The sequence below is a fragment of the Pseudomonas sp. T8 genome (assembly GCF_024610635.1).
Taxonomy (GTDB): domain Bacteria; phylum Pseudomonadota; class Gammaproteobacteria; order Pseudomonadales; family Pseudomonadaceae; genus Aquipseudomonas; species Aquipseudomonas chlororaphis_I.
Window position 1 is genome coordinate 841,459 of record NZ_CP102374.1, and the last position, 17,672, is coordinate 859,130.

At 62.7% G+C, this 17,672-nt stretch carries 15 protein-coding genes; 7 read left to right on the forward strand and 8 right to left on the reverse strand.

Annotation, left to right across the window (positions count from 1 at the left end; translation table 11 throughout):
- Positions 1–57 precede the first annotated feature (57 nt).
- Positions 58–1,482, reverse strand: a complete 1,425-nt coding sequence (locus tag NRG23_RS03605) for a DUF1329 domain-containing protein (protein ID WP_009049043.1) — start codon at positions 1,480–1,482, stop codon at positions 58–60.
- 419 nt (positions 1,483–1,901) lie between these two features.
- Between NRG23_RS03605 and NRG23_RS03610 the strand changes: the two genes are divergently transcribed.
- Positions 1,902–2,483 carry a TetR/AcrR family transcriptional regulator gene (locus NRG23_RS03610; protein ID WP_028683984.1) on the forward strand — a complete coding sequence of 194 codons (582 nt, stop codon included), beginning with the start codon at positions 1,902–1,904 and terminating at the stop codon, positions 2,481–2,483.
- A 26-nt stretch (positions 2,484–2,509) separates the two neighbouring features.
- On the opposite strand, the gene NRG23_RS03615 is transcribed toward NRG23_RS03610, so the two are convergent.
- The 3 genes from NRG23_RS03615 to NRG23_RS03625 all read right to left on the reverse strand — a co-directional run bounded on the left by NRG23_RS03615 (position 2,510) and on the right by NRG23_RS03625 (position 5,838).
- On the reverse strand, positions 2,510–3,292 hold the full coding sequence (locus NRG23_RS03615; protein WP_257373777.1) for an SDR family NAD(P)-dependent oxidoreductase: 783 nt from the start codon (positions 3,290–3,292) through the stop codon (positions 2,510–2,512).
- A gap of 158 nt (positions 3,293–3,450) precedes the next feature.
- Entirely contained in the window at positions 3,451–5,562 is a 2,112-nt protein-coding gene (locus NRG23_RS03620) for a 3-hydroxyacyl-CoA dehydrogenase NAD-binding domain-containing protein (protein WP_257373778.1), read from the reverse strand.
- A gap of 102 nt (positions 5,563–5,664) precedes the next feature.
- Entirely contained in the window at positions 5,665–5,838 is a 174-nt protein-coding gene (locus NRG23_RS03625; protein WP_016703004.1) for a hypothetical protein, read from the reverse strand.
- Between the two features lie 339 nt (positions 5,839–6,177).
- On the opposite strand from NRG23_RS03625, the gene NRG23_RS03630 reads away from it, so the two are divergent.
- Positions 6,178–6,750 (forward strand): TetR/AcrR family transcriptional regulator, encoded by a 573-nt coding sequence (locus NRG23_RS03630; protein ID WP_009049039.1) that lies wholly within the window; start codon positions 6,178–6,180, stop codon positions 6,748–6,750.
- 150 nt (positions 6,751–6,900) lie between these two features.
- Here NRG23_RS03630 and NRG23_RS03635 read toward each other — a convergent pair whose 3' ends face one another.
- The 3 genes from NRG23_RS03635 to NRG23_RS03645 are packed head-to-tail and all read right to left on the reverse strand — an operon-like array spanning position 6,901 to position 12,646.
- A complete protein-coding gene (locus NRG23_RS03635) occupies positions 6,901–8,325 on the reverse strand; it encodes an efflux transporter outer membrane subunit (protein WP_009049038.1) in 1,425 nt (474 codons plus the stop codon).
- Between the two features lie 4 nt (positions 8,326–8,329).
- Positions 8,330–11,461 carry an efflux RND transporter permease subunit gene (locus NRG23_RS03640; RefSeq protein WP_009049037.1) on the reverse strand — a complete coding sequence of 1,044 codons (3,132 nt, stop codon included), beginning with the start codon at positions 11,459–11,461 and terminating at the stop codon, positions 8,330–8,332.
- A 27-nt stretch (positions 11,462–11,488) separates the two neighbouring features.
- Positions 11,489–12,646, reverse strand: coding sequence for a MexC family multidrug efflux RND transporter periplasmic adaptor subunit (locus NRG23_RS03645; RefSeq protein ID WP_009049036.1), 1,158 nt, complete (start codon positions 12,644–12,646; stop codon positions 11,489–11,491).
- 156 nt (positions 12,647–12,802) lie between these two features.
- Between NRG23_RS03645 and NRG23_RS03650 the strand changes: the two genes are divergently transcribed.
- Positions 12,803–13,405: a TetR/AcrR family transcriptional regulator gene (locus NRG23_RS03650; RefSeq protein WP_009049035.1), complete on the forward strand. Its 603-nt coding sequence runs from the start codon at positions 12,803–12,805 to the stop codon at positions 13,403–13,405.
- Positions 13,406–13,415: 10 nt separating this feature from the next.
- Here NRG23_RS03650 and NRG23_RS03655 read toward each other — a convergent pair whose 3' ends face one another.
- A complete protein-coding gene (locus tag NRG23_RS03655) occupies positions 13,416–13,562 on the reverse strand; it encodes a hypothetical protein (protein ID WP_016703002.1) in 147 nt (48 codons plus the stop codon).
- 217 nt (positions 13,563–13,779) lie between these two features.
- On the opposite strand from NRG23_RS03655, the gene NRG23_RS03660 reads away from it, so the two are divergent.
- The 4 genes from NRG23_RS03660 (at position 13,780) to NRG23_RS03675 (ending at position 17,511) form a co-directional block, all read left to right on the forward strand.
- The gene (locus tag NRG23_RS03660) at positions 13,780–14,784 is read left to right on the forward strand and encodes an AraC family transcriptional regulator (protein ID WP_257373779.1); all 1,005 of its coding nucleotides are present in this window, start codon (positions 13,780–13,782) and stop codon (positions 14,782–14,784) included.
- 12 nt (positions 14,785–14,796) lie between these two features.
- Entirely contained in the window at positions 14,797–15,858 is a 1,062-nt protein-coding gene (locus NRG23_RS03665; protein WP_135006609.1) for an AraC family transcriptional regulator, read from the forward strand.
- 227 nt (positions 15,859–16,085) lie between these two features.
- On the forward strand, positions 16,086–16,808 hold the full coding sequence (locus NRG23_RS03670) for an SDR family oxidoreductase (RefSeq protein WP_124340174.1): 723 nt from the start codon (positions 16,086–16,088) through the stop codon (positions 16,806–16,808).
- Between the two features lie 433 nt (positions 16,809–17,241).
- Positions 17,242–17,511, forward strand: coding sequence for a hypothetical protein (locus NRG23_RS03675; RefSeq protein ID WP_009049031.1), 270 nt, complete (start codon positions 17,242–17,244; stop codon positions 17,509–17,511).
- Positions 17,512–17,672: the final 161 nt, after the last annotated feature.

Consider the following 17,672-nt stretch of genomic DNA (forward strand, 5'->3'; position numbering starts at 1 on the left):
ACAAGACCTGAGGCTTTGGTAATTATTCTTTTCATGTCAGTTCTCGATAGGCCGCGGTTAGCGTTCGCTGGTGGCGCGCAGATTGTCGGAGGTATAGAAGTCACGCTTGAGTCGCGGGTTGCCGGTACTTTCGGTGAGCCAGCGGTGGTCGTTCTTGCCCACGCCTATGGAGGTCATGTCGTACAGGTAGCGACCGTCGACCAGGTTGTATTGCGCCTGGGCTTCCATGTCGCAGGTACCGGTCTCGTAGACAGGAATGGTGTAGCCTTCACGGACTTTCCAGATTTGCCCCTGCTTGTCGTAATCGACTGCCATCAGGGCGTTCCAGCTGTCCTCATCGATATAGAACAGGCGCTTCGGTGCCTGGTGGCGCATGCCCGGACGCACGGTGGCCTCGACCACCCAGACGCGATGCAATTCATAGCGGCGGGATTCGGGGGCGATGTAATCACGCTTGGCCACATCCTCGATTTTCGCCAAGTTGTCGTAGGGGCCGAAGGCGTTGTAAGGCACCAGCAACTCCTGCTTGCCGACCAGCTTCCAGTCGAAGCGATCCATCGGCCCGAAGAACACGTTCGACTCATCGATGGTGTACTGGTTGTCCAGGCCGATTTGCGGCGCGTCATAGGAATAGGCCGGCATGCGACGCACACGGCGCTGACCGGGGAAGTAATAGAAGGTGCTGGCCTGCTCGCCAGCCTTGGTCGTCACCACGCCGGCCTGCCCGGCAAGGGCGGCGGGATCGTAGTAGGAGAAGTAGGTGGCGACTTCCAGGCGATCGACCGAAGAGAACAACGCGCTGCCCTTTTCTCCCCACGGCGTATACATGAACCAGTCGGTCGAGGTACGCAGCCAGTCCTCACTGCCTTTGCGTGGCGAGATGCCGGAAACGGTCTTGGACATTTCAAAGCCAACGCCCCGGTAACGCATCTTCATGTTCCACATCACCTCGGCGCCGTTGCTCGGGAACGGGAACGGAATGCCGGGTACGTAGGCTTCCTGCAGTGCCAGGCCATCGGCGTCCAGCTTGGCGAAGCCGACATTCTTCTTGGTGTTGTCCGCGACGAAATCCGGTACGCCGCAGCTGCGACGGGTCGGGTACACGTCCATGCGATACCCCGGGATCTTCTTGAACAGTTCCACCTGGCCAGGAGAGAGCTTGCTCGCGTATTTCGCGACATTGCTCGAATCGATGCTGAAGAGTGGCTTGTCGCCCTTGAACTTCCAGTGTTGGCCCCGCGGCTGGCCATGGCTCCAGCCAACCGCCTGCGGGCCCGGCGCCGTCCAGGCCGGGATCACCCCATCGGCGCTGGCCGCGACCTCCCCGCCCAAGGGCGTCAGCTTGCTGCCCAGTGACGCCGGATCCTTGTCCGCTGCCTGAGCGCTGCACATGACAGCCGATACGGCCAATGCCAGGATCAGTTGCCTGGTTCCACCACCGATGGAAATCCCGGCGCCCGGGTACTCAATCACGTCTTTCATTGGAAGATCCTCATGGGCCTCGAGCGGCAGCGTGCGCTCCGGGAAAGCCGCAACACGTTGCCTGGGCTAATCTAGTCAACTGACTTGATCAAATGACCAAGTCCATTGATCAAGAGGCAAACCTGATGCCAAGATTCCATGGCTTTGGATTTCTCTTTTTGTATCAAGTGTTTAAGTTCGGGCAATGGATTCGGCGGACGAAATGCTGTCCTGCCCTGCCGCGGTTTGTTTCGTCGGATCGCACCAGAATGGGAATTCACGAAACACTTGTTACCTAAATTGGTTCAAACAGGCATACACATCACTGTGATGCTCCGCAGGCCCTGACGCGCTCGGAGCGCTTGCTGTAGCATCCGCCAGCACTGACACCGCCAAAGCCGCAGGTACGGCGCGAGCGCACTAGGGGAGATTGCTGATCCATGGCCAGAATGGGTGCTGAATTACGCAGGCAGGATTTCGTCGAGGCGACGGTCAAGGTCATTGCCGAACACGGGGTCGCCAATGCAACCACGCGGCGCATCGCCGCTGCCGCCGGCTGCCCGCTGGCGTCGCTGCACTACGTGTTCCACACCAAGGACGACCTCTTCTATGCGGTCTATGAGTCGCTTTTCGATCTGCCCCATCAAGCCCTGGAACACGTACCCACGGGTACCACGGCCGCGGAAAAGGCTGCCGAGGTGCTTCGCCAATTGATTGCCTGGCTTACCAGCCACCCCGACGTGGCCAGGGCGCAAACCGAGCTGTTTTTCTGGGCGATGCGCAACAATCCCGAGCTGGCGAACAAGATCTACTCGGTTGCTATAGAAGCAACGGAGCAGGCCCTGGAGCGCGCCATGGGGGCGCAGCTCGAAAAGCCCTTTCTACAGGCCGCAAGCCGCCTGCTCATTCACCTGGTCGATGGCCTGATCATTGCCTGGTCCGCCCATGACGACCTGGCGCGCCTGGAGAGCGAAACCGAGACAGCCTGCAAGGCGCTGGCACTGTTGGTGGCCAGTCACTGAGTCCTGTTCGAACATCAACAGGCCTATCAAATGCTGCTGACCAGATGGCCTCCATCCACGGCCAGTACGCTCCCGGTCATGAACCCACCGGCATCGCTGGCGAGCAGCAGGAACGGTCCCTCCAGCTCATGAAGCTGGCCCAGGCGGCGCATGGGAATCAGGTCACGGATGTAGCTCTTGGCCTTGTCACTCTCGAAGAACGCGGCATTCATCTCGGTCTTGAAGTAGCCCGGGGCAATGGCGTTGACCCGGATCCGGTAGCGCGCGAGCTCCAGCGCCAGTGACTTGGTCAGTTGCACCACGCCGGCCTTGGCGGCGCAGTAATGGCTGTAGCCAATGCCGACGCGCAGCCCGAGTATCGACGCGATGTTGACGATGCTGCCACCACGCCCGGCCTTGGCCAGCCGTTGCGCGGCGACCTGGGCCACCCGCCAGACGCCGTCCAGGTTGGTCGCCAGCATGGCGCGCCATTCCTCTTCGCTGATCTCCAGCGGGCGCTGGCCGTTACCGATGCCAGCGTTGTTGAGCACCACATCGACCACTCCGAAACGCGCCTCGGCAGCGTCGAAAGCTGCCTCGACGCTGGCCCGATCGGTGACGTCGAGAGCGACCGACAGCACCTGGGCGCACTCCCACTCGACATCCCTGGCCACTTGCTCGAGCCGATCGAGGCGCCGCGCCGCCAGTACCACGCGGGCACCGGCGCGAGCGGCAATCCGCGCCAGGTGCGCACCGATGCCGCTCGACGCGCCGGTGATCAGCACGGTCCGGTCGGCGAGGGAAAAGTTCTGGGCGAAATCGTGACTCATCGGTACACCTCGATAAAGAATGGCGGCACGTCTTGCGCGGACAATGCACAGGGTGTTGTGCAGGCAGGTTGGACCCTCTTTCTTCGGGATCGGGCCAGGCTGAGGTTGATGCGTGGTCGCCCCCAGGCCTCGCCCTCCCCCGGAGAAAGGGGGAATCTTCAGATTCGTTCGATGCGGGTCTTGCCAGCGGCGACCAGGCGCTCCAGCAGCGCCGCCGGGCGGAACCACATCTGGCCGTACTCACCGAGAGCCTGGCGATAGTGGAGGATGCCGCAAAGCACCTGGTCCAGCCCCAGTTGCTCGGCGTAATGCAGCGGGCCGCCAAGATGGGCGGGAAAACCGTAGCCGTTGATCCACACCAGATCGATGTCGCTGGCCCGCAGGGCGATACCCTCGTCCAGTAGCTGGATGCCCTCGTTGATCAGCATGAACAGGCAGCGATCATGTATTTCCAGGTCTTCGATCGCGCGCCGGGGAACGTCAAGCTCACCGGCAAGCTGTTCTGCCAGCGCGGTTACCTCGTAGTCTTCCTGGCGGTTCTGGCCCTCGTAGAGGTAGAAACCCCGCCCGGTCTTCTGCCCGTAGCGTCCCAGGGCGCACAGTTCCTGCGCGATGCAGCAGTAGCTCTGATCATGGGCCGTGGCGGCGCGATTGGCGTCGCGCGTCAGGAAGCTCACGTCGATGCCGGCCAGGTCCAGCATGCTGAACACTCCCATGTTCAAGTCCAGGCCTGTGAGTACGCTATCGACCTGCGCCGGCGTTGCGCCTTCCAGTACCAGGCGATGGGCTTCGCGTGCATAGGGCTCGAGCATGCGCTCGCCGATAGCACCCTGGCCGGCGCCGGAGATCACCGGCAGCTTGCCGATCCGCTTGGCGATCTGCATGGCGCTGGCCAGCACCTCTGGCGCGGTGGCCTTGCCGCGCACGACTTCCACCAGGCGCATGACATTGGCCGGGCTGAAAAAATGCAGGCCGATCACATCCTGCGGACGACCGAGGCTCGCCGCGATGGCATCGATATCCAGCGACGACGTGCTGGTTGCGAGAATCGCGCCTGGCTTGCAGACCTGTTCCAGGCTGAGGAACACCTGCCGCTTGACGCCCGGCTTCTCGTACAGCGCTTCAATAACCAGGTCGGCGTCGGCCAGATCTTCGTAGTCAAGGGTGCCGAACAGCAGGTCCATGCGTTGCTGCAGCTGTGCGGCGCTCATTTTTCCGTGCTTGACGCTGGCCTGGTAGAGCTTGCGGATCTGCATCAGGCCGCGATCCAGCGCGCCACCCTCGGGCTCAAGCAGGGCCACGGGGATACCGACGTCGGCAAAGCTCATGGCAATGCCGGCACCCAGGGGGCCGGCGCCGATGACCGCGACCTTGTCCAGCTTGCGCGGGGTAATGTCCGGCCCGATACCTGGAACGCGCCCGGCCTCGCGCTCAGCGAAGAACACATGGCGTAGCGCCTTCGACTGGCGGGACGCTTCGGCCTGCTTGAACAGCGCCAACTCGCGGGTGAGCCCCTCTTCCAGCGGCAACAGGCAGGCGGCCTCCAGCGCCGAGAGCACCAGGCGCGGGGCCAGGCGGCTTTTCCAGCGAGGTTCGTGCTCGGCGCGGTAGCGCGCGAGGAAGTCGTCCGGCAGGTCCTCGGCCGGCTTCGGCCAGGCCTCCGCCGGGCGCGCCGGTGCACCGCACTCGATCAACTCGTTGGCATAAGCGCATGCCTCATCGAGCAACTGCTCGGCGCTGCTGGCGATGCGGTCGAGGATACCCAGCATGCGGGCGCGTTCGGCGTCTATCTGTTCACCCGAAAGAATCAGGTTCAGCGCCGACTCGGCACCGATCAGCCTGGGCAGGCGCTGGGTCCCGCCCGCCCCGGGCAGCAGGCCCAGGTTGATTTCCGACAGGCCGACCCGGGTGCCCGGCTCCCCCATCCGGTATCCGCAGGCCAGGGCCAGCTCCAGGGCGCCGCCCAGCGCCAGCTTGCCCATGGCGGCAACCAGGGGCTTGGGGATTTCGGTCAGGCGGACCAGGGTGCTGGGCAGGTCCGGCTCGGCAAAACAGGCCTCGGTGCCGAATTCGCCGATGTCGGCACCGGCACTGAACAGGCCATGCTCGCCATAAAGAATGATGGCCTGCACCCTGATGTCAGCCGCCGCGCGCTCGCACGCCTCAATGATGGCGGCGCGCAGCGGTTGGCTGAGTGCATTGACCGGCGGACGGGACAGGCCGATCAAGGCCAGGCTGCCTTCGAGACGGAAGTGGATCAGGTCGCACATGGGAGATCCTTAATTGGTATTACCAGGACTGCGAACGGGTGTTGTGCATTTCATCGGGGCTGTCGCCGCGCATGCGCTCGTGGGCTCATGGGGCCCTGGTCGTCAAAAGTTCCTGAAGACTTCGCCGATGCTGGCAACGGGGTAATTCTGCGGGGAGCTGGCGGCGGCCCCCGAAGCCACAGAGCCAAAGGAAGCCAGCGAGTAAAACGAGTGAATGGAGTAGACGGCGAGTGAAACCAGCGTCACGGCCAGGCAGGAAAAAAGGAATGGGCGCATCGAAAACCTCCGTCATTCGGCCGGGGCCAAATGTAGTGTCTTTTGTTATTGAGGGTTTCGATTCTGGGGGCTGGTACAGGCAAAAGCTTTGCAGATCACGCCACAGAATATGCAGATCATGACGCTCAAAAAACCTGACCATGGCGATTGTCCAGCCGCGGCGAAACCGCGCCCTGGAGGTCAGTGCGCGGTGACGGGTACGGGAACGAGAAGAGAGATTTCCTCATGGATTGCCTGAGGAAATAATGTCTCAGATGAAGTATCTTCATCGCTTTTCGTTGAAGCAATGAGCTTTTCCTGCACAATACCAGCCATTGAAATTTGATCCGAGACCGACTGATGTCCCTGACCCCTCAAGACGAACGACTCATCAAGGCGCTGGCGCTGGCCATTGTCGACCACCCTCGGGCGACGCTCAAGGAACTGGCTGAATCCGCCGGGGTGAGCAAGGCCACCCTGCACCGCTTCTGCGGCACTCGCGACAATCTGGTGCAGATCCTGGAAAGCCACGGCGATACGGTGCTCAACCGGATCATCGCTGCCACCAATCTGCAGCAGGATGAACCTCAGGAAGCACTGCGTGGCCTGATTAACGAACACCTGGCCCCGGCGCACCGCGAAATGCTGGTATTCCTGCTGTTCCAGTATCGCCCCGACACCTTCGGCATAAATGGTGAAGCTACAGGCCTGCAACCCTACATCGATGCCCTGGATGCGTTCTTCCTGCGTGGCCAGCAAGCGGGCGCCTTTCGCATCGACATCACCGCTGCGGTCTTCAGCGAACTGTTCCTGACCATGGTCTTCGGCATGATCGATGCCGAACGCCGCGGTCGCGCGGCCAGCGCCAATTCAGCCAACGTGCTGGAACAGATGTTCCTGCATGGCGCAGCCGCGGCGGTGAGCCCCAAGTAGCCTGCTCCAGGCTTATCAATCGACATCGCTGCCCCGCTCTACTGCCCCATTCTCCAGCCATGGCGCAGGCCAAAAAAAGCCCCGCGACCTGAAGGTCCACGGGGCTAAAGCTCGGTTGGATGCGCCAACCCAGGAAGTTATTGCCGACCCTTATCTGCTGGCCTGCTCGGCCTGGTGTCGTGCAGACGGCCAGCCCCCGCCCAGGGAGCGGAACAGGTCGACCAGGGCAATCTGCCGCTGAGTGCTGGCTTCGATGAACAGCGTCTCGTTGACGAAGCTGCTGCGCTGGGCGTCCAGATAACGCAGGTGACTGTCCACGCCCCCTTCATACCGGGCCTTGGCCAGCTTCAGCGACTCGCTGCTGGTGTCGGCCAGGGCGCGCCGGGCCGCCTCTTCCCGACGCAGGGTATCGGTGGCCGCCAGGGCGTCCGCCACTTCGCGAAACGCCGTCTGGATAGTGCCTTCGTACGCCGCCACGGCGGAGTCCTTGCGGGCTTCGGCGAGGCTCAGGCCGGCACTGTTGCGACCGGCGTCGAACAACGGCAGGGACAGGTTCGGCACGAAGCTCCAGGAGCGCGAACCGCCATCGAACAGACCGGACATCTGTGCGCTGGAGGTGCCGAAGCTGCCGGTCAGGCTGATGCGCGGGAAGAACGCCGCGCGCGCCGCGCCGATATCGGCGTTACGCGCCTGCAGGCGATGCTCGGCGGCGAGGATGTCCGGGCGCCGCTCGATCAGCGCCGAGGGGGTGCCCGGCGCGATGTCCTGGACCAGCATCGGTTCCTTGCGCACACCTTGAGGTATCGACTTCGCGGCGTCCGCGGTGCCGAGCAGCAGAACCAGCGCGTTGAACGCCTGCTGCTTCTGCCGTTGATTGCTTTCCTCTTCGGCGCGGGACTGCTCCACCAGGCCCAAGGCCTCCTGGTAGTCCAGCGCGGTCGCGGTACCGGCCGAGCGACGCTGGCTGATCAGGGCGAAAGAATACTCGCGGCTGGCCAGGGTCTGTTGCGTCAGGTCCAGGCGGCGCAGGGCGCCATCATGAATCAGGTAAGCCTGGCTGACCTCGGCGATCAGGGCGATCTGCGCAGCACGCGCGGCTTCTTCGGTGGCAAGGTATTCCTGCAACGCGGCATCGCTGAGGCTCTTCACCCGACCGAACAGGTCCAGCTCGTATTCAGGCAGCGACAAGCCCACCTGATAGCTGCTGACTACGCCCGACCTGCCGTTGTTGGACAGGTCGGCCGGTACTCTCTGGCGATTGCCCGAAGCACCCGCGTTCAGCCCCGGCACCCGGTCGGCACGCTGGATCCGGTACTGCGCCCGGGCCTGCTCGATGTCCAGCAGCGTCTGGCGCAGCGAGCGGTTGTTGTCCAGCGCGGTCGTGACCAGGCGGCGCAGGTCGGGGTCGACGATAAAGGTTTGCCAGACCATCTCGTTGACTGCACTGCCCCGCTGATGGGCCTGGCCGCTCCAACTGTCGGCCACCGGCGCGACAGGACGTTCATAGGTGGGCGCCAGCGAGCACCCGCCCAGCGCCATGGCGATCAGAAGCGTAGAAAAGGCTGAGATACGCATGGAGTCACTCCTGGGCCAGGGCCGGTTGTTCGATGGGGGCCGGTTTGCTGCGCAGCATTGACAGCACCCAGACAAAGCAGATCGGTACGAAGAGCACACCCAGCAAGGTCGCGCTGAGCATGCCGCCGATCACCCCGGTACCGATCGCGCGCTGACTGGCCGCGCCGGCACCGGTGGCCAGCGCCAGGGGCACCACGCCGAGAATGAAGGCCATGGAGGTCATGATGATCGGCCGGAAACGCAGGCGGGCCGCCTCGATCGCCGCGTCGCGCAGGCTGTAGCCCTGCTCCCACAGTTCCTTGGCGAACTCGACGATGAGGATCGCGTTCTTCGCCGCCAGGCCGATGATGGTGATCAGGCCGACCTTGAAGTACACATCGTTGGGCAGGCCGACCACCATGACCGCGAGCACCGAGCCGATCGCGCCGATCGGTACGATCAGCATCACCGTCAGGGGGATCGCCCAGCTCTCGTAAAGAGCCACCAGCAACAGGAACACCACCAGGATGGCGAGGGCGAACAGTTGCGTCGCCTGGCCGCTGGAAACCTTCTCCTGATAGGACAGGCCGGTCCATTCGTAGCCGATACCGGCCGGCAACTGCGAGGCCAGGCGCTCGATTTCTTCCATGGCCTGGCCGGTACTGAAACCGGGCCCGGCGTCGCCAACGATGCGGATCGACGGATAGCCGTTGTAGCGCACCAGTTGGACCGGCCCCTCCTCCCACTTCATGGTCACGAAGGCGCTGAGCGGTACCAGGTCGCCCTTGGCGTTGGGCACATACAGCTTGAGCACGCTCTCCGGAGTCATCCGTGCGCCCTGCTCGGCCTGGATCACCACGCGCTGCTGACGCCCGGCGTTGGTGAAGTCATTGATCACGTCCGAGCCGAAAGCCGAGGACAGCGTGCCGCTGATGGTCTCGAAGTTCACACCCAGGGTGCGTGCCTTCTCGCGGTCGATCACCAGGCGCAGCTGTGGCGCCTCGGCCAGGCCTTCCATCATCGCGTAGAGGAACTTGGGGTTGCCATAGACCTGGCTGAGCAGCGTATCCCGGGCTTGCAGCAACGCCTCGCGGCCAAGGCCGCCGCGATCCATCAAGCGCAGCGCGAAACCGCCGGAGTTGCCCAGGCCATCGATGGGCGGTGGCGACACGGCCATGATGGAGCCATCGCCAGGCATTGCGAAATGTTCGTTGACCGCCGCGATTTCCGCCTCGGCCGACTGTTGCGCACTGCGTTGCGACCAGTCCTTGAAGGTCGGGAAGGCCAGCGCAGCGTTGTCACCCTGGCCGGAGAAGCTGAAGCCCGAGACCAGGAACACCGAGGCCACCGCCTCGCGGGACTTGAGGAAACGCTCGAGTTCTTCACCGGTGGTGTCGGTACGGGAGCGGGCTGCGCCGGGCGGCAGTTGCACGTCGACCACCATGTAGCCCAGGTCTTCCGAAGGCACGAAGGCTTCCGGCAGGCGCAGGTAGAAATAGCCGAGTACGGCGATGATGCCGACGTACACCAGCATGAAGCGCGAGGTGCGCGCCACCAGCTTCGTGTTCAGGAACGAGTAGCGTTCGGTGGCGCGGGCGAAACCCCGGTTGAAGGCGCCGAAGAAGCCGCGCTTCTCGTGGTGCCCCTCGGGAATCGGCTTGAGCAGCGTGGCGCACAGCGCCGGGGTGAAGGTCAGGGCAAGGAAACCGGAGAACAGGATCGATACCGACAGCGATACCGAAAACTGCTGGTAGATGACACCCACCGAACCGGCCATGAACGCCAGCGGCAGGAACACCGCCGACAGCACCAGGGTAATGCCGATGATGGCCCCGGAGACCTGCTGCATCGCCTTGATCGTGGCCTCGGCCGGAGAGAGCCCCTCTTCCGCCATGATCCGTTCGACGTTCTCCACCACCACGATGGCGTCGTCCACCAGGATACCGATGGCCAGGACCATGCCGAACATGGTCATCATGTTCACCGAGAAGCCCAGCAGGTACATCACCAGCAGCGTACCCAGCAGGCACACCGGCACCACGATCGATGGAATCAGCGTATAGCGCACGTTCTGCAGGAACAGGAACATCACCAGGAACACCAGGACCATCGCCTCGATCAGGGTGTGGATCACCTTCTCGATGGCCACGTCGACGAAGCGCGAGGTGTCGTAGGGTACGGAATACTCCATGTCGTCGGGGAAGAATGCCGACAGCTCGGCGAGGCGCGCCTTCACCAGGGTGGCGGTCTCAATGGCGTTGGCGCCAGGCGACAGCTGGATCGCGCCGCCCACGGTCGGCTTGCCGTTCAGGCGCGAGGAAAGGTTGTAGCTCTCCTTGCCGACTTCCAGGCGCGCGACATCGGCCAGCTTCAGCAGGGAGCCGTCTTCGTTGGCGCGCAGCACGATCTGGCCGAACTCATCCGGATTGTCCAGGGTCCCCTTGACCGCCAGCGTCGCGGTCAGCTCCTGCTGGGAGCTGCCCGGAGCGGCACCGAAGGCACCGGCCGGCACCTGGACGTTCTGGCCACGAATGGCATTGCTCACGTCGTCGATGGACAGCCCGTAGCCCACCAGTTTCTGTGGGTCGATCCAGACGCGCATCGCCGCTTCGGAGGAGAAGAACTGCAACTTGCCGACGCCCGGCAGGCGCCGCAGCTCGTTGTTGATGTTGCGCGCGGCGTAGTCACCCAGCGCCGTGGTATCGCTACGCTCCACATCTTCCTTGTAGCTGAGGGCGTAGATCAGCAGGAAGCCGGCACTGGACTGCTCGACCTGCAAGCCCTGGGTCAGCACGGCTTGCGGCATGCGCGCCTCGGCCTTCTTCAGGCGGTTTTGCACGTCCACCTGGGCCAGGTCCGGGTCGGTCCCGGGCTGGAACGTGACCACGATCTCGGCCACGCCGTTGGAGTTGTTGGTCGACTCGAAGTAGAGCAGGCCCTTGGCACCGTTGAGCGACTCCTCGAGCACGGTGGTGACCGAGTCCACCAACACCTTCGCCGAGGCGCCGGGATAGGTGGCAGTGATGGTGATCTGCGGCGGCGCGACGCTGGGGTACTGCGCCACCGGCAGCTTGGAAATGACCAGCAGGCCCGCCAGTGAAATGAACAGCGCCACGACCCAGGCGAAGTTCGGGCGCTTGATGAAGAATTGAGACATCGGAAAATCCTCGCGGCGAACTCGGCCTTACTGTTTCGACTCAGGCAACTGAGCCTGGGCCTGCGACTGGCTAGGCGTGACCTTGGCACCCGGTTGCAGGCCGGCCAGACCACCGACAATGACCTGGTCCCCCGCCTTCAACCCTTCACTGATCTGCCAGCGAGAACCCTGCATGGTGCCGGTGCGCACCGCGCGCGCCTCGACCCGCTCGTCCGCGCCGACCACGAACACCTGGGCGCTGCCATCGCTGGTGCGTTGCACCGCGCGCTGCGGCACGAGGATCGCCTGGTTATCCGTTCCCTGGGGTGTGCTCACCCGCACGTACATGCCCGGCAGCAGAGTGCCGTCGGCGTTGTCGAATTTGCCGCGCAGGACAATCTGCCCGGTGCCGCGATCCACGGCCACATCGGTGAACAGCAGTGAGCCCTGGCGCTCGAAAGGCGTGCCTTCAACGCGGATCGACAGCACCTTGTTGTCGTCGCCGGAGAGTTTTCCGTCCTTGAGCAATTCCCGCAGGCGCAGCGCATCCGCCGCCGACTGAGTGAAATCGACATACACCGGGTCGAGCTGCTGAACCCGCGCCATCAGCGTGGCATCACCCTGGCCGACCAGAGCGCCTTCGGTTACCAGGGCGCGGCCGACACGGCCGGAAATCGGCGCGGTGACCGAGGCATAACCCAGGTTCAGCCGGGCGCTTTCCAGATCGGCCTGGGCCGAACGGGTCGCGGCCTGGGCACTGCGCAGGTCGGCGGTGGCACTGTCGAAGTCCTGCTGACTGACCGCCTCGATCTTCACCAGCGGTTCGTAGCGCTTGACTCGCGCCTGCGCCTCCTGCACTGCGGACTGGGCACGCGCCAGCTCGCCTTCGGCCCGCGATACCGCCGCCTTGAGCGGCGCCGGATCGATCTGGAACAGCAGGTCGCCGGCCTTTACATCAGCCCCCTCCTCGAAACGTTTTTTCATGACGATCCCCGCCACCCGTGCACGCACTTCCGCCACACGCATGGGCTCGACCCTGCCCGGCAGCTCCGAGATCAGGGCCAGGGGTTCGGTCACCGCCGCTACCACGTCTACCGGACGCGCCACTTCGGCCACGCTCTCTTGTTCATTCGCCGGACCGCATCCGGCCAGCGCAATGGCTGCTGCCAACGAGCCTGCCATCCCTATTGCACGCAAATTGCCCATAAATCACCCGAGGCTTGATTGAAAACGACTCGAATGCTACTTTCTAAATCCCAATGAGTCAACAATGTCTCATATGGGTAATATTTGTCATATTTCAGAAACCTGGATAGTGACCTGCACAGGTGCCCATCCGGAAAATCCATCCGAGGCTTGGTGATGACCCCGACTTCCCATGATGAACATCTGCTCAAGACGCTGACCTTGGCGGTGGTCAATCGACCGCGCGCCACCATGAAGGAGCTGGCGCAATTGGCAGGGGTAAGCAAGGCGACACTGCATCGCTACTGCGGCACACGGGAAAACCTGGAACACCAGTTGGAGGCGTACGCCGAGGGCACGCTCGAGCGGATCATCAAGAGCGCCGGGTTGCAGCACGCCGAGCCGCTGGAGGCACTGCGCCGCTTGATCAGAGAACACCTGGCCCATCGTGAGCTGCTGGCGTTCCTGATGGTGCAATACCGCCCCGACTTCCTCGACTTCGAACGCGGCGACGCGCGCTGGCGGCCTTACATCGAAGCGCTGGACGCGTTTTTCCTGCGCGGCCAGCAAAAAGGCGTGTTTCGTATCGACATTACCGCGGCGATCTTCAGCGAACTGTTCATCACCCTGATCTACGGCATGGTCGATGCCGAACAACGCGGGCGCGCGGCCAATGCCAATTCAGCCCGCACACTGGAGCAGATGTTTTTGCATGGAGCCCTGTGTCCCGGCGTGTCGAACGAGCGTTCGCCCACGCCGGAAACGGCTCTTTGGGTGTGAGTGCGCGCCCTCAGAAATGGCCGAGCGCTTCGCTGATGCTGGCAACCGGAGGGTGCTTGGGTTGATGGTGAATCGTCTTGTTCGAAGGCTGAAACTGAAAATAGACGGCGCCCGAGATCAGGGCGACAACCAGGAAAGCGGACAGGAACCGGCGCATCGAATACCTCCATCATCCAGCCTCGGGCTGAACGCAGGTCTTTTGTTATTGGTGATTCGAGTCTGGTCGCCGGCAGGGGTAAAAGCTTTGCAGATCGCGCCAGTTATTGTGCAAATCCTGCCAGACGCGACTCGGCTCGGGCGCTCTGGCAACAGGCGGGTGTCAGGCCGGCAGCCGCGCGCCTGGCCACGCCCCATGGCTCACTCGAGGGCTTGAGATGACGTCTACTGTCCGAGGCACCGCCCTGCTTGGGTTCACTGAGTTTGTCAGCAGCCTGGGGCTCGATCCGTCCCAGGCCCTGGCTGAGGTCAAGCTGCCCGCAGACCCGTTACCCGGGCAGCTTTCCGGCGTGCAGTTCAATGCCTTGATCGAGCTGTGCGCACAGCGTGCGAACAATCCCCTGTTCGGTCTGCAGTTCGGCCTGCGCCAAGGGCCGCAAGGGCTAGGGCCGCTGCTGTACGCAATGCGCAGCACCGGCAACCTGGGGGAAGCGCTGACGCTGCTGACCCGTTATTTCCATGTCCATAGCGATGGTGCGGAAGTGCGTCTCGAACGACAGGCCGGCAGTGCCCTGCTGTTGTACGACATCACCGACGGCGATCTGACCTCGGTGCGGCAGACCGTGGAGCTGGCCATGGGCGTGGCCGCGCACTTGCTGCATGACTTGCTGGGGCACGCCTGGAAACCGCGGGCCTTGATGTTGCGCCATGCTGCCGCCGCGGACCGCGGAGCCTACCGGGCCCTGCTGGGTGTGCTTCCGCGCTTCGACAGCCCGGTCAATGCCTGGGTATTCGATGAGTCGCTGCTGGCGACCCCGCTGGGCCCGACGGATGCCAGATGCCAGCAACTGGTCCAGCAGCATATCGACGAGCTGGCCCGGGTGACGCTGCAGGAGCTGCCGTCCTACGTGCAGAAACTGTTGCGCAGCCGGCTTGCCGGCGGCCAGGTGACGATACGCCAGGTCGCCGAGTACATGATGATCAGCCCGCGTACCCTGCAGCGCTATCTTCAGGCCCAAGGCACTGGCTTTCAGGAGCTGCTGGACAAGACGCGTCAGGCAATGGCCACGCGCTATATCTGCGACTCGTCGATCAGCCTGACGCAGCTGGCCAGCATGCTCGGTTACGCGGACCTGAGCGCCTTCTCCCGGGCCTTCCACCGCTGGAACGGCATGAGCCCGCAAAAGTGGAAGCAGCGTTTGCAACCCCCTCATCGGCAATAGAAGTGGCGGAACATGACGATCAATCCTTTCATTCGCGCACTCAGCCTTGCGGGTTTCGACAAATTCGCTGCCCGTCAGGGTCTGGATCCGACCCATATGTTGCGCTGCGCTTCCCTGCCGCCGGCATCCCTGCGCCGTCCGGAAGATATCTTGTCCTTCCGTCGCTACTGCGAGTTGCTGGAGCTCTGCCAGCAGAGCTCCAGCAACGCGTTGTTCGGCCTGGAGTATGGGCTCTACCAGGGGATCGATGTCTTTGGCGATATTTTCTACCTGATCCACAACACCAGGACCGTCGGTGATGCGCTGTTCGAACTGCGGACCCACTACGGGTTTTACAACGGCGCGGCGCAAATCGGCCTGGATGTCGTCGACGGCATGGCACTCCTCAGCTATCGGGCCGGTGAACAGGCCGTTCCCGGACTGCCCCAGGCAGAAGAGCTGGCCTGTGGTGTCGGCCTGCGACTGATGCGCACCTTGGCAGGCGGAGACTGGCAACCCAAGGCGGTGCTGCTTCGCCACCCTCCCCTTGGCAATGAGTCGGCCTATCGGCGGGCGCTGGGTATTACGCCGACGTTCGCCGCGGCCCACACCGGGCTGCTGTTCGACGCCTCGGTGCTGGCGCTGCCACTGAGTCTTGCCGATGAAACCCTGCACCAACTGATGGCTGAACATCTGAGCGGCATGGAGCGCCTGGCCGCGGACGAAATGCCGGGCTACGTCAGGCAATTGCTGCGCAACCTGTTGCCCAGCGGTCGGGTCACGATCGAGCGGGTTGCCGACTGCATGGCGATAAACCCACGCACACTGCAGCGCCGCCTGGCGCAGGAAGGTACCTCCTTCCAGCGACTGCTGGATGAGACCCGCCAGGGAATGGTGCACAACTACCTGAAAATCCCCTCGATCAGCATGACCCACGTGGCGCAACTGCTCGGCTACGCCGACGTCAGCACCTTTTCCCGAGCATTCAATCGCTGGTTCGGCATGTCCCCGCTGGAATGCCAGAAGCAGTTGGGGTTACGCAGACAGCCATTTCTGCTTCAGAGCCGGTTGAATGATCGGCAAAGCCGACTGTGAATATTGCTTTTTAAGTCCAGATGAATTCCACCAGGGGTGGTTTATCGTCACGGCGCGCCTCACTAGAGTATCCAGGCAGGGGCGACAACGGCTCTCCTGATTATTTCTGGACCCGACCTGAATCGCCTCGTATTGCATTGACTGCAGCCATCGCGAATACCACATCCTGGTTATGAACCTGTCCCCTCCCCCAATCCCGGATGTTGCCGGGTGTTTGGAGCATCGCAATGAAAACTCGTACTTTCCTTATCACCGGAGCCAGCAAAGGCATCGGCCGTGCGCTTGCGAACCAATTGTCCCAAGCGGGCCACCATGTGGTCGGCATCGCTCGCAACAGCGACGATCCAGACTTTCCCGGCACCCTTGTTGCCCTCGATCTGGGCGACCGGGAGCAGACCGAAAAAACGCTGCCGGGGCTGGTTTCACGTTATGCCTTCGATGGCTTGATCAATAACGTTGGCCTGGTGCGCCCGCAGGCATTGGGCGATGTACAGCTCGACGATTTTGATGAAGTCATGCGGATCAACCTGCATAGCGCCTTGCAGGCAACGCAAGCCTTGCTGCCGGGGATGCGCAATCGAGGCTGGGGAAGGATCGTCAATATCTCCAGCCTGACCATCCTGGGGATCCCGCACCGCACCGCCTATGCCGCGGCAAAAGCCGCGCTGGTCAGCTTCACGCGCTCCTGGGCATTGGAGCTGGCAACCAGCGGGATCACCGTCAACGCCGTTGCTCCAGGCCCCACGGAAACCGAGTTGTTCCGCGCCGGGAATCCGCTCGGCAGCGACGGTGAAGCACGTTACCTGGCGAGCGTTCCCATGGGCAGGCTCGGTCAGCCGGATGAAATCGCGGCGGCCATTGCTTTCCTGTTATCGGAACAGAGCGGCTTTATCACTGGCCAGACATTGTTTGTCGATGGCGGAGCGTCCATTGGCAAATCGACGCTCTAACGACAATGCCTGTGGCCGTTGGTAGCCAATAGCCAACGCCTTACAGCTCGGACAGCCAAATGCGCACAGACTTTCCGCCGATGCCTGATAGCTTAAGGCCATCCAGCGGCATGCCCCATAAGCAGAGCTGCTGCGGACAAGACATGGAGGTCTGGCAGTCATCGTTCATCGAAGGCTGTTTCTATCGGGGACAAGGATCTGAAGCCGACGACTACCACCTCATCCTCCATGACCCGACATTCGCGCTCGCCACTTGCTGGCCTGCAGTGCGCGATGTGTGCAGTACGTGCCGGTGCTCTCCCAAACGCCCTGTTCCACGAGGAACAGCACTCGGGAAAACCACCCGGCACAATGGATTCCGGAAACCATTCAATAAACGGGGCGGACTCCGAAAAGCCAGACGAGTAGGAACTTATATATGGAGATATATCGTATGTCGGCTCAAGAGAACTTTGTTGGCGGATGGACTCCTTATCACAAACTGACCCCAAAGGATCAGGAAGTATTCAAAGAAGCCCTGGCCGGGTTCGTGGGTGTGCAGTACACACCTGAACTGGTTTCGACCCAGGTCGTCAACGGCACGAACTATCGCTATCAATCGAAAGCGACGCTGCCTGGCTCGTCGGAAAGTTGGCAAGCGGTAGTGGAAATCTACGCGCCTATCAAAGGCAAGCCGCACATCACCCAGATCCACCGGATCTAAGCAGGGACAAACCCGTCGGGTCGCGCACAGGTTGCGCGGCCCGATGGTTCATCGCGACGCTCTCCCTCCTCGCCCTCCTCCTGAGCAACTGCCCCATCCCCCTACCCTGTGCGGTTACTCCAGCCAGCCAAGCCCCCCAGCTTTTGCGCAATCCTCTGGAA